At 70.9% G+C, this 12,876-nt stretch carries 9 protein-coding genes and 1 pseudogene; all 10 read left to right on the plus strand.

From position 1 onward, the window contains the following. Window positions 1-305, plus strand: a pseudogene (locus tag FFS09_RS30600) (hypothetical protein); the annotation flags it as partial. A 71-nt stretch (window positions 306-376) separates the two neighbouring features. Then, window positions 377-550: a hypothetical protein gene (locus tag FFS09_RS30605; protein WP_171019952.1), complete on the plus strand. Its 174-nt coding sequence runs from the start codon at window positions 377-379 to the stop codon at window positions 548-550. A 179-nt stretch (window positions 551-729) separates the two neighbouring features. Then, window positions 730-1,821, plus strand: a complete 1,092-nt coding sequence (locus tag FFS09_RS09800) for a phage late control D family protein (RefSeq protein ID WP_137918681.1) — start codon at window positions 730-732, stop codon at window positions 1,819-1,821. Then, window positions 1,818-2,504 carry a phage baseplate assembly protein V gene (locus FFS09_RS09805; RefSeq protein WP_137918682.1) on the plus strand — a complete coding sequence of 229 codons (687 nt, stop codon included), beginning with the start codon at window positions 1,818-1,820 and terminating at the stop codon, window positions 2,502-2,504. Before FFS09_RS09800 ends, FFS09_RS09805 begins: the two co-directional genes overlap by 4 nt. 6 nt (window positions 2,505-2,510) lie before the next feature. After that, window positions 2,511-4,160 (plus strand): hypothetical protein, encoded by a 1,650-nt coding sequence (locus tag FFS09_RS09810; RefSeq protein ID WP_137918683.1) that lies wholly within the window; start codon window positions 2,511-2,513, stop codon window positions 4,158-4,160. After that, a complete protein-coding gene (locus tag FFS09_RS09815; protein WP_137918684.1) occupies window positions 4,157-4,549 on the plus strand; it encodes a GPW/gp25 family protein in 393 nt (130 codons plus the stop codon). Before FFS09_RS09810 ends, FFS09_RS09815 begins: the two co-directional genes overlap by 4 nt. Then, window positions 4,550-6,832, plus strand: a complete 2,283-nt coding sequence (locus FFS09_RS09820) for a putative baseplate assembly protein (RefSeq protein WP_137918685.1) — start codon at window positions 4,550-4,552, stop codon at window positions 6,830-6,832. It abuts the gene before it with no gap. After that, on the plus strand, window positions 6,832-9,567 hold the full coding sequence (locus FFS09_RS09825; RefSeq protein ID WP_137918686.1) for a phage tail protein: 2,736 nt from the start codon (window positions 6,832-6,834) through the stop codon (window positions 9,565-9,567). Before FFS09_RS09820 ends, FFS09_RS09825 begins: the two co-directional genes overlap by 1 nt. A gap of 5 nt (window positions 9,568-9,572) precedes the next feature. Next, the gene (locus tag FFS09_RS09830) at window positions 9,573-10,562 is read left to right on the plus strand and encodes a hypothetical protein (RefSeq protein ID WP_137918687.1); all 990 of its coding nucleotides are present in this window, start codon (window positions 9,573-9,575) and stop codon (window positions 10,560-10,562) included. 30 nt (window positions 10,563-10,592) lie between these two features. Next, window positions 10,593-12,872, plus strand: coding sequence for a hypothetical protein (locus FFS09_RS09835; RefSeq protein ID WP_137918688.1), 2,280 nt, complete (start codon window positions 10,593-10,595; stop codon window positions 12,870-12,872). Window positions 12,873-12,876 lie beyond the last annotated feature (4 nt).

A 12,876-nucleotide genomic window follows, 5' to 3' on the forward strand; every position in this document is an offset into this window, starting at 1 on the left:
GCGTAGGCATTGGCGCGGGGGTGGGTATCGGTGGTGGCGTGGGCGTGAGCGCAGGTGCCAGTGCGGGCGCGGGTGCGGGCATCACCGCCACCGCGGGCGCGGCCTTCGCCGGCTTGCGCGTCGGCACCAGCGCCAAGGCCGGCGCCGCCTTGTCCAACCCGCAAGCCTTGTTGCCCAGCGCGCAAGCGCACGCCGGTGTGGCCGGCTTCGCGCCCGGTGGCATGGCGCGCGGTGGGGGAGGTGGCAGCCTGAGCACCGACGTGGGTGCTGCCGCCGATCTGCAGGCCCGCATCGCCTTTGATTGACACCCGCGACGCGAAGAAAAAAGCGAGACACCGCAGACACAACAGAAACAAGAGGCCAGGAGACACACCACATGCCCATCACATTCGAAGAAGTCACCGCCGAAGTGCAGGCCGACCGGCCCACACCACCCGAGGCCTCGGAGAGCCGAGCGTCCGCCGACCCATCCGGCGCGGCCGTTACCGAGCAGATGTTGCGTGCGCTTGTCCTGCACGCCGAGCGCGAGTGGCGCACCCGCGCGGATTGAGACCTTGAAATGAAACAACTTTCTCGTGGTGTGCTTCACTTCCTCCCCCTCTGGGGGCGGGTTGGGATGGGGGCGCGCTTGAAGTGGCGTGGTCGGAGTGCGTGCCCCCATCCCAGCCTTCCCCCAGAGGGGGAAGGAGCGAATACAAGTCGCCGATCGCGCCGACGCGGGAGACACCCATGACCGAAACCGCCCTCAGCCGCAACCCGCTCTACAGCGCGCGGCCCACGCTGCGCATCGCGGGCGAGGCGGACCTGCGCCTGTCCAACCTGCTCATCGCCATGCGCATGGAAGAGGGCGAGGGCGGCATGAGCCGGCTGGAGCTGCGCCTGTCCAACCTGGTGGCCACCACCGGCGGCGGCACCGAAGCGGCGTTCGGCGCCAGCTCCGACCTCAAGCTCGGCGCGGCGATCGAGGTGTACGCCGGTGACGTGCAAGCACCGGTGGAAATCTTTCGCGGCAAGGTCAGCGCCATCGAACACGTCTACACCATGGGCGGCGCGCCCGAGTTCGTCGCCCTGGCCGAAGACGCCTTGCAAGCCGCTCGGCTGGCGCGGCGCAGCCAGATCTACACCGACATGTCGCCTGCCGACGTGGTGCGGCAGGTGGCGGGCGCGCTCAACCTGCAGCCGGTCATCACCGGCCTGAGCAGTCCCACCGACACCTGGGCGCAGATCAACGAGAGCGACCTCGCTTTCCTGCGCCGCCTGCTCGCCCGCTTCGATGCGGACCTGCAGATCGTGGGCGAAGAACTGCAGGTCTCGCCGCGCGGCGATGTGGCGCGCGGCGAAGTTGAGCTGGTCCTGTTCGGCCAGCTCATGAGCGCGCACGTGATCGCCGACCTGTCGCAACAGGCCACGGCCACCAGCGCCAGCGGCTGGAACCCGGTGGACGGCAGCGCGGTGACGCACGAGGCCACGCAGATCACGCACAGCGGTCCCGGCAGCGGGCGCAGCGGCGTGTCGTGGCTCGACGAAGCCTTTGGCGCGCGCAGCGAACATGTGGGCCACCTCGCGGTGAGCAGCCAGGCCGAAGCCGAAGCCGTGGCCACGGCCGCGCTCGACCAGCGCGCGCGCCGCTTCGTGCGGCTCGAAGGCATGAGCGTGGGCAACCCGGCCATCCGTGTCGGCACCACGGTGGCGGTCAGCGGCTTGTCGCCGCAATTCGACAACCGCTACTACGTGAGCGCCGCCACCCACCTGTACGACCAGACCATGGGCTTTCGCACCGAGTTCATCGGCGAGTGTGCGTTTCTGGGAGAAGGCGCATGAGACCGGGTGACCTGTTCGAACGCCCTACCAGTTGGATGCAGGCCGCCGCCATCGCGCAGGTGGTGTCGCTGGACGACCCCGAGCAGCGCAACCGCGTGCAGGTGCGCCTGCTCGCGCACGACGCCGTGCCAGGCCAGGACGCGCCGATGTGGGCCCGTGTGGTCGCGCCCTTCGCGGGCAACGACCGGGGCATGTTCTTCCTGCCCGACGTGGACGACGAGGTGCTCGTGGTCTTCATGAACGGCGATGCACGCCACCCGCTCATCCTGGGCGGCCTGTGGAACGGCAGCTCGCCGTCGCCCGCCGATCTGGCCAACGGCGAGCACCGCACCAAGCGCATCAAGTCGAAGAACGGCGTGGCCATCACCATCCTCGACCAGGACGGCCAGGAAACGCTCACGCTCGAAACCCCCGGCGGCCAGACCGTGACCTTGCAGGATGGCCCGGCCACCATCACTTTGGAAGACGCCAACGGCAACAGCGTGGTGATGGACAGCAGCGGCATTTCCGTGCAGGCGGCCGCCAAGGTGAAGGTCACGGCCTCGCAGGTCGAGGTGAGCGCGGGCATGGTGAAGGTGGACGCGGCCATGTCCACGTTCAGCGGCATCGTCAAGTGCGACGTGCTGCAGACCAACTCGGTGATCTCCACCAGCTACACCCCGGGCGCCGGGAACATCTGGTAGCGCAGCATGGCCCCACGCTTCATCCCCCAACCGCCGCACGAGATCGCCCTGGGCGCGCCGCGCGGCATCGGCACCGGCAGCGCGCCGCTGATCCTGCAGCGCTCGGACGACAACTTCATCGAAGCCGTGCTCGACGAGTTCACCACCGATGCCGGGCGCGGCAAGTTGCAGGCTTCGCGCGCCGCCGCGCGCGACGCGCGCCAGGTGCTCAAGCTGTTCCAGCCCATCCAGCGCCAGCACCACCTCGCCATCCTCGAAGCCTGGTGCGACGTGCCGGGCACACCGCGCATCGACCCCGCGCGCGTCGAGTCCGCCGGCCTCGTGGTGCGCCGCGTGCGGCGTTCGGGCAGCAACGTGCAGGAAGGCTGGATGCAATCGCGCGGCCGCCTGCGCGGCTGGCTGCCGGTGGACCGCATCGGCGGTCCCGCGCGCGATCCGGCCGGCCCGCTGCGCCTGCGCCATGGCCGCACCGGCGTGGACGACATCGACCGCGAGCTGGTCCGCATCGACCTCGAGCAGGCCGACGCGCTGCTCAACGAACACGTGGTGCCCCTGTTCGTCGCGCCACCCGACATGTGCCGCGCCATCGGCAAGACCGTGTACTACGGCATCGTGCCCACGGTGAGCAGCGAGCTCGCGGAAACCGCCGCCGCCTTCGACGAAACCGGCAGCTTCGGCCCCGAGAGCGCGGACTTCCGCAACCACCTGGTGCAGGCGCTGCGCGGCGAGCAGATGGACTTCCCGCTCGACGGCGAACTGCTCGACGTCGACTGGGCCGAGGCCGCCGAGATGGCCACTACCGAGCGGCCTTCCGGCGTGTCCAGCGCGCACTGGGACCAGCTCAAACCCGGTGGCAGTGGGCGCACGGGCTTGCAGCGATTGCTGCGTTTGCTGCGCCAGCTCGATGGCGAGTTCAACGCCTTCAACGGCACGTCGGCGCACGCGGTCGCGCTGCGCCAGCAACTGGCGGCCATCAGCCTGCCCTTGAAGCTGCGCGCGAACGAAACGGTGCCACGCAGCACCAACGCCGAGACCTTCCTGCGCCAGGCCACGCGCGTGCTGATCGAGCGCGACACCAGCGCCACGCGGCCCGAGATGCCCACGCACTGGCCCGCCTTGCCGAGCCACCAGGCGCAAGCATTGCGGCTCGCACTCTCGCGTTCCGTGGCCGAGCGCTTCGCACAACTCAACCCCGCACCCGGCCGTTACGACGACCCTGCTGCGCTGTACGTGGTGCGCGCCTTCGTGCGCCTGAAACCCGAGTGCGGTTGCCCCGCGCGCATCGTCTGGAGCGCCAGCACCGAGCCCTTCGTGATCGCGCCCTGGTACGAAGGCTCGGGCGCACCGCCGGTGCGCATCAACCTGCCCGACGTGAGCGACCGCAACCTCTTGCGCTCGCTCAAACCCAACGTGTCCTTCGCCGTGCCCGCCGCTTTGCAGAACCTGCTCAGCGGCAATCCGAAAGACCTGATGGAGGGCAAGAAGCCGCCCGATGCCGGCATCACCATCGGCTGGATCTGCAGCTTCAGCATTCCCATCATCACCATCTGCGCCTTCATCGTGCTGAGCATCTTCCTCAGCCTGTTCGACCTGATCTTCCGGTGGATGGCGTTCATCAAGATCTGCATTCCCTTTCCGAAGAAAGGCGACTCATGAACAGCAGCAGTGCCGCACCCATCGGCTTTCCCTGGCTCGGTGTGCCCGACGAACACGGGCAGCTCGGCTGGCCCGCGCTGGAGGCCAGCGTGCGCGACGGCATCCGTGTCGTGCTCAGCACGCGCCCCGGCGAGCAACTCATGCGGCCCGATTTCGGCGGCGGGCTGGACCGGTTGCTGCACGAGCCCAACACCCTGGCCACGCGCCGGCGCATCCGCGATCTGGTGCAGGAGTCGCTCGCGCGCTGGGAGCGCCGCATTCTTCTGGACGCCGTGGAGGTGTGGGAGGTGCCGGACGCGCCGAGCCACCTGCGCGTGGAAATCCTGTACCGGCTGGCGCGCACGGGTGCGCCGGGCCGCATGAACGTCAACGTGCAGCTGGAGGCTTAAATGCCGATTCTTCCCCCGAGCCTCGACGACCGCCGCTTCGACGACCTCGTTGAAGACCTGATCGCGCGCATCCCGGCCCACACCCCCGAGTGGACCAACCCGCGCCTGGGCGATCCCGGCCGCACGCTGATCGAACTGTTCGCGTGGCTGGGCGACGCGCTGCTGTACCGCGCCAACCTCATCCCGGAGCGCCAGCGCCTGGTGTTCCTCAAGCTGCTCGGTCAGCGCCTGCGCGCGGCGCAGCCGGCGCACGGCATCGTCGGCCTGTCGTACGCGCAGCCTACCGAGCTGCGCGCCTGCACGCTGCAACCCGGCGCGCGCATCAAGGGCGCGGTGCCGTTCGAAACCCTGAACGAAACGACGGTGCTGCCGGTGACGGGCGAGGCCTACATCAAGCGCCGCCTCAACGACACCGAAGCCGCGCGCATGGCCGACGTCATCAGTGGCCTCTCGCGCGTGCACCGCATCAGCGGCGCCGTGCAGGGCTACGAAACCCTGCCGGTGTTCGCCGAAGGCCGCGCCGAACCCGAGGGCTTCGACGTGTTCGCGCGCTCCACCGACCGCGCGCTGTGGATCGCGCTGCTCGCGCCGCCCGCACCGAGCGCCGCCGAACAACCCGCGGTCAATGTTGCGGCCTTGTCCGCACTGGGCGGCGGCGACACGGGCGCGCCCTCGCTGCTGTCGCTGGGCATCGTGCCCGCGCTGAAAATGCCCACGCTGTTCGAAGAAGTGGGCCGTGCGGCGGAGGTGCCGGTGCTGTGGGAAATGGTGGTCCGCGGGCGCGGCGCGCAAGCGGTGGACTACCTCACGCTCGACCCGCTGCCGGGCAGCGACAGCTCCAGGGGCTTCACGCGTGCGGGCACCTTGCGCCTGCCGCTGCCGGACGAATCGCTGATCTGGGCACCCTCCAACCAGGTCGGTGTGAACCCGCTTGCCGGTGTGGGCGACGCGCCGCCCCGGCTCGACGACGCGGCGCGCGCCGCGCGGCTCGTGGGCTGGTTGCGCCTGCGTCCGCGCCCGGGCCAGAACGTCGAGCGCCTGCCGCTCGCGTGGCTCGGCATCAACGCGGTCGAGGTCGACCAGCGCGTGACACTGAAAGGGCAGGTGATCGGCACCAGCAACGGCGCGGCCGACCAGGCTTTTGCCTTGCCCGCCACCTCGGTGGACCCGGACACGTTGGTGATCGAAGTGGAAGAGCCCGGCGGGCGCGGCTACCAGCCGTGGCATCGCGTGGACGACCTCGCCGCCATCAGCGCCGACGCGCGCGTGGCCCGCGAAGCCGGCGCCTTCGAGCTCGACGCCGAAGCCGGCAGCCTGCGCTTTGGCGACGGCGTGCGCGGCCGTGTGCCCGAACGCCTCATGCGCGTGCGCCTGGCGCAAGGCCGCTTCGGTGGTGGCCGCGCGGGCAACCTGCCCGCGGCCAGCCTGAGCGAGATCAACGCCACGCTCATCGACGGCCAGCGCGCACCCGCGCTGCAGGTGAACCAACCACTGCCCATGGACGGCGGCGAAGACGCCGAGACGCTGCCGCAAGCCGAGCGCCGCATTCCCGCCACGCTGCGCCACCAGCAGCGCGCCGTGACGGCGGAGGACTACCGCAGCCTCGCGCTCGAAACCCCAGCCGTGGACGTGGGGCGCGTGGAAGTGCTGCCGCGCTTCAAGCCGCGCGACCGCCGCTTCGATATTCCCGGCGTGGTCAGCGTGCTCGCGCTGCCCGCCGCGCCGTTGGCGCCCGCGCCCAACCCACGGCCCGACCGCCCCTTCATCGAACGCGTGCACGCGCACCTGTCGGCGCGCGTGCCGCTGGCCACCGAGCTGTATGTGATCGGCTGCGAATACGTGCCGCTGGGCCTGTCGGTGGCGCTGCGGGTGCGCGAAGGTTTTGCGCGCGACAAGCTGTTGTACGAAGTGCGCGAATCGCTGCGCCGCTTGCTGTGGCCACTCGCGCCCGGCGGGCTCGACGGCGAAGGCTGGACGCTCGGCCGCTCGGTGCGCGAGCGCGAACTGGAAGTGGAGGTGTCGCGCGTGGCCGGTGTGGCCGAGGTCACGGGCATCAACCTCTTCGCGCGCCAGGGAACGGCTGCGCAAGCGGACTGGGCGCTGCTGCCGCGCAACCAGGCCGGTGCACAACAGACGCTGAATCTGCAGCCGTGGCAACTGCCCGAGTTGTTGTCCATCGTGGTGATCGAAGGCAACGAAGCGCCGACGAACCTGCGCGCGTTGCCCAACCCGTTTGCGAGTGCCAACGCGGTCGCGGTGCCGGTTGTGCCGGAGCTCTGCTGATGGACGCCAACGGTTCCCGCTTCTGGTCGCTGCAGGCGGCGGCGCATTGGCCCACGCTGGTGAATGCCAATGCACACCTGCGTTGGCACGCGGGCTGCAGCGCGCTGCGCCTGGCGTCCGAGCGCGAGCTGGAACCACCGGCCGATCCCGTGGCGAACGAAGCGGCGGCACGCGCCGCGCTGGACGTGGTGCCGCGCGCACTGGATGCGCAAGGCGCGGTCGCCACCTGGCACGCACCCAGCAACGCGATCGTGGTGCGCAGCCACCTGCCCGACGCCGCCATCGCGTTGCCCTTGCCCGCAACGCCGACCGACCTGTGCGTGGGCACCGACGGCGTGCTTTACGTGGCCTTGCCCGGTCGCGTGCGGATGCACGACCTGCGCCAGCGCTGGGCCGATGTGGATGTGAGCGAACCTGGCTTCGAACCCTGGCGCATGGCCGTGCACCCGAACGGCGGTGTGTGGGTGCTCGAACGCGCCAGTGGCCGCCTCGCGCGCCTGAGCGGCCTGCCACTGCCCGCCACCACCCCAGCCGCTGAAGACTACGCACCCGGCGTGTTTCGCCCGGACCCCGAGAACTGCCACGCGCCCGCGTTGCACATCGTCTCCACCGGCTGGGCGGGCGTGGCACTGCCACTCGCCATGGCCTGCCACGCGCACGGCGGCTTGCTGCTGCTGGGCTGGAACAGCAACGGCCAGACCTGGGTGCGCGCATGGGACGAAGCCACGCGCAGCGCCGGCCCCCTGCGGCCCCTGCGTGGCGCGCTGCATGCCTGCGCACTCACCTGGCTCGACGGTTCGCGCTTCGGATTGCGCCTGCCGGGCCGTGTCGATGCGCCGGCCTTTGCGTGGGACGGCAACGGCGGCGAGATCCTCGCGCTGGGTGACGTCTTCCCGCTCGCCGCCGACCAGCGCGAAGCGTCGTTCGTGCACCGCACCGACGGATCGGCCCACTACCCCGTGCGCGGCGACGCGGCCGAGCCGCTGCTGCCACTGGCCCTGCCCAACCTCGCGCGCGCCGGCAGCGCGGCCAACTTCCGCATCGAAGCCGAACAACTGCAGGCCCGGCTCATCGACAGCGGCACGCCCGCCACCGTGTGGCACCGCGTCACCATGGAAGCGCACATCCCACCCGCGTGCGGCGTGCTGCTGTGGCTAGCCGCCACCAACGACCCCGAGCCCCCCGCGCCCGAGCGGCTCGACGCCTGGCACCCGCACGCCTTCGGCCGCGACGTGCGCGCGCTCAGCAGCGCCGCGCGCGCGCCGCACGTGCCGCTGGCCACCTGGGACCGCGCGCCCTCCGAGCTGCCGGCCCATCCGGGCCTTGCCACCTGGTCGCCCGAGCCCGGTCTGCGCGGCCTGTTCGGTGTGCTGGTGCAGAACGCGCGCTCGCGCGTGCGCCAGCTCACGGGGCGTTACCTGTGGGTGCGCATCGACCTGCACGGCGACGGCCGCGCCAGCCCCGAAGTGGTGGCCTTGCGCGCCTGGGCCAGCCGCTTCAACTACGCCGAACAGTACCTGCCGCGCATCTACCGCGAAACCCTGTTCGGCGACGAAGCACAGGTGCCCGGCGAGCGCGTGGACAGCATCGACGAAGGCTATGCCGACGCACTCGACCTCGGCGGCCTGGCCGACCCGGCGCTGATCGAGCGCCTGTCCATCGGCGGCGTCGCGGTGGGCGAGGGCGCACGCATTGAGGTCGAACGCGCCGGCCGCAGCTGGTTGCTGCGCGACGGCACCAGCCAACGCAGCTGGCGCCTCGTGCTCAAGGGCCACGCCATCGGTGTCTTCCGGCCGCAGGCCACGCCCGCCGATTTCCTGGGGCGCAGCCTGGCCAACTTCGAGGGCGTGCTCACACCGCTCGAAGATCGCGTGGCCAGCGCCCACCTGCTCACCGACCCGGCCAGCGCACCCGCGGAAAACCTCGACTGGCTCGCCGCCTGGGTAGGTCTGGCCTTCGACCCCGCACTGCCCGAAGACCGCCGCCGCGCCTGGTTGCAAAGCGCGCCCGAACTCGCGAAATGGCACGGCACGCGCCGGGGCCTTGCGCTCGCGCTCGACGTGGCCACGGGTGGTGCCGTGAGCGGTGGCGAGGTCGTGGTGCTCGAAGACTTCCGCTTGCGCCGCCTGCTCGCCACGCTGCTCGGCGTGGACCTGTCCGACGAGAACGATCCGCTGCTGCCCGGACTGCAGGTCAGCGGCAACTCGGTCGTGGGCGACACGCTGGTGCTGGGCGACCAGGAGCGCGGCGAACTCATGGCGCTGTACCGCGAAGAAGCCACAGACGCTGACGGAGGTGCCGCCGAAGACCGGAACATCGCCAGCTTCTACGGCCGTCTCGCGCACCGCGCCACCGTGCTGGTGCACCGCGAAGTCGAGGATGTGGACCTGGGCCTGATCCGCCGCATCGTCGCGCTCGAATCGCCCGCGCATGTGGACGTGCGCGTGGTCACCGCCAGTTGGCCTTTCATGGTCGGCGTGGCCAGCCTCGTGGGGGTGGACACCTACCTCGCGCGCGCCGTGCCGCCGCGCCCGGTGCGCGTGCAGCGCTCGGTGTTGGGCCTGGGCGACTACGTGCTCGGCCCGACCACGCTCGACCCGCGTTTGCGTGGCGAAGCCGCCGCGCCCGTGGTCGTGTCCGACGGCCCCGATGTTGAACCGCTGGCGCAGCCTCGCACCAGTCCCCGCAAGACCAGCCGCAGCAGCGCGCGCCCGCGTCGGCGCAAGGAGGAGTGATTTCCATGAGCACCGCCACCCAGTCCACCACCGTGGACCCGATCGCCCAACAACCGCTGGCCGAACGCCCGGTATACGCCACCGGCATGCTGCTCGACGCGCAAGACTTTCTGGACGAGCAGACCTACCACCGGGGCCGCCTGGCGCGCGCGCTGGCCTTCGTGGCCGGCGGCGGCACGCTCGCGGGTTTGCGTGTGGGGCACGCACCGGCCGTCACGGAAGAAGAGGCCGACGACGACACGCCCGCGCGGCCGGAGGAGGTGCGCGTCGAAGCCGGCCTCGCGGTCGACCGCCTGGGCCGCCTCATCGAACTGCCGCGTGCGGCCTGCCTGCGCGTGGCGCGCTGGTTCGACGCCGAGCGCGCGCGCAACGGCGGCGATGGGCTGGTGCAAGCGGCCTACACCACGCCCGAGCGTTTTCTGTCGGCGCGCGCCGTGGCCGAAGCCGCCATGCCCGGCGCGGTGCCCGTGCCCACGCGCGCCGTGGTGGCCGACGTGTTCCTGCGCTTCGTCGCCTGCCCACGCGGTCTCACGCCGGCCTTCGCGGCGGGGCCGTTCGACGCGCTCAACGCCGTGAGCGTCTCGCGCCTGCGCGACGCCTACGAACTGCACCTGGTGGCACGCCCGGGGCTCGACGACGATTTCTCCGGCCTGCCCGCGCCGGCGGGCGCCACCACATTGCCCGATGAAACCGAAGCCGAGGGCGAGGCGCGCGAAGCCGCCATGGGCAACCCCGACGCCGACCTCGACGAACGCCGCGCAGCGTTGCAGGACGCTGTGCTGCACGGCTACACGCGGCGCGAAGACGGCACGCTCGCCCCCGGGCCCGAACACCCCACCGGCGTGGACCCCAGCGCGGTCTTCGTCGCGCGCGTGCTCATTCCCGTGGACGCGGGCGACGCCACGGTGCGCAGTGGCAGCGCCGTGCTGGTCGACAACTTCGGCCGCCGCTTCCTGCCGGGCGCGGGCGTACTGGCGCGCTGGAACGGTCTTTGAACACTCAGCTGATGTAACCGGAGCTTCACCATGAACCTCACCCAAGGCACGGCCCGCGAACCGATCAAGGCAGACCAGGTGGCGCGGCTGCGCGCCAGTGGCGTGTTGATCGAAGACAGTCGCCGCGAGCGTCCGTTCTATTTCGACGGCCGCTTTCTCGCCGCGCGCGACCTCATCCGCGACCAGCAGTACTTCCTCACCCGCGAGGCCGATCTGGGCCAGGCCTCGGGCAGCGGTGTGGCCACGGGCCTGTTCGTGAACGAAGGCGGCGCGCCGCAAACCTTGCGCGTGCAGGCCGGCCACGGCGTCACGCCCTCGGGCGAACTGGTGCTGCTGCCGCGCGCGATCGACGTGCAGTTGGCCAACATCCCGGTGGCCGAACAACTCTCCGCCAGGTTCGGCCTTTCGCGCCTGCCCGTGCCACCGCTGCGCAGCCGCACCGGCCTGTTCGTGCTCGCGCTGCGCCCGGTGGAATTCACCGCCAACCCGATCGGCGCATACCCCACCTCCATCACCGGCCAGCGCACGGTGGAAGACGGCGACGTGATCGAAGCCACGGCCGTGGTGCTCGTGCCCTGGCAGGACGACGGCGCGGCCGATGCGCTCGACGCGCGCCGGGGCCGCGCCGCGCGCGCGATCTTCACGCAGGACATGGCCGCTGGCGTGTCGGCCAACGTGCTGCCGCTGGCCATGCTCGCGCTGCAGAACAACACCGTGGTGTGGATCGACGAAGCCATGGTGCGGCGCGAACTCGGCGCCGACCGGGGCGACCTGCCGGGCCTGGGCTTCGCGCCGCGCGGCCTGCGCCTGGCGCACCTGATGCAGCACCAGGCCCACCTGGCCGACGTGGTCTCGCGCAGCGGCGGGCGCGGCTTTCCGGCCAGCGCGCATTTCCCCTCGCTGCCACCGGCCGGGCCGCTGCCCGCGGGCGTGATCAACGCGCAGGACTTCACGCAGAACTACTTTCCGGCCGAAGTCGATGTGGACTTCAGCATCATCCCGGAAGACGAATTGCCCGCGCTGATCGAAGAGGCGCTGGCCTTGCAGCCGATCGACCTCACTGCGTCCGCCGAGTCGCTCGACTCCACCGCCGTGATGGTGCTCGCGCCGGTGCCGCGCCACGAATGGCGCGCGGTGGTCGCGCGCCTGAGCCTGGGCTCGGCGGCGCTTGCAACGCGCCTGGTGAAGCCTGCCGCGCCCAACCTGATCGCGCAGCGCCGTCCGTTCGAGGTTTTGCAGAAACTGCGGCTGCCGCGCGTCACGGAAGCCGTGCCGGTGGTCTCGGGCGCTGAGGCCGAGTGGCAGCGCCTCGCGCGCCTGGGCAACCTGTGGTTCGTGCGCCGGCGCCACCTCGCTTACCGCGACGACCTCGTGGGCAGCTACCGCGAAATCAGCGGCAGCGACGAGCGCGAACTGGAAGTGAGCCTGAACAAGCGCATCACCGAACTCGGCCTCACCTCGCGGCTGGACTTCGTGGTCCAGCGCGCCACACCGGCCGCCGCCAGCGTGGTCATCGGCCTGCTCGCGGGCAAGCGCCTGCAGGAGTCGCCGGTGCTCACGGCGGCCGCGCTCGGCCTGCTCACCGACGCGATCACCACCGCCGAAGCACAGGGCGGCAAACCCGTGCTCGACAAGACGCAGGCCCTGGGCGTGTCGGCCGTGTTGAGCGCACCCGAGAAAAACGACGCGCTGCTGATGCTGCTCAAGCGCGAGGCCGAAGGCCCCATCCCGGCCGACGAGTTGCTGCGCATCGCCAGCAACACCGAATGGAACGAAGTGCCGGTAGACGACGGCCTTCTCGAGAAGCAGTTGTTCAAGCGCATCGACGGCCTGGGCCTCTCGGACGAGTGGGCCACGGTCTACAAGAACACCGAAGCGCGCATCACGCCGGAGATCATCCGCTTCCTGTCCGAAGCGCGCTTCCAGGCTTCGCCCGTGCTCACCGCCGCCGCGATCGGCCTGTTCGCCGAGCCGGTGGTGCAGGGCAGCGGCGTGATCAAGGAAAAGACCATCGTCGACAGCGTCAAGGCCGACCTCGCGGACCCCGGCAGCATCGAAGGCCTGGTGGGTTGGCTCAAACTGGAAGCGCGCCGTCCGTTGCCCGCCGACGAACTGCGCAAGATCGTCGCGACCACGGCCGAGTGGCGGCCCAAGCGCGAACGCATACCGACCCGCGCGGTGGCGAAGGCCGCGGCAAAAGCGCCGGCGAAAAAGGCTGCAGCCAAAACCGCCGTCGCCAGGAAGGTCGTGAGCAAGGCCGCCCCTCCCAAGAAGCCCGCCCGCAAGACCGCCTCCAAGACACCTCGCTGAGGGA

This window comes from Hydrogenophaga sp. 2FB (assembly GCF_005503365.1).
Classification (GTDB): Bacteria; Pseudomonadota; Gammaproteobacteria; order Burkholderiales; family Burkholderiaceae_C; genus Hydrogenophaga.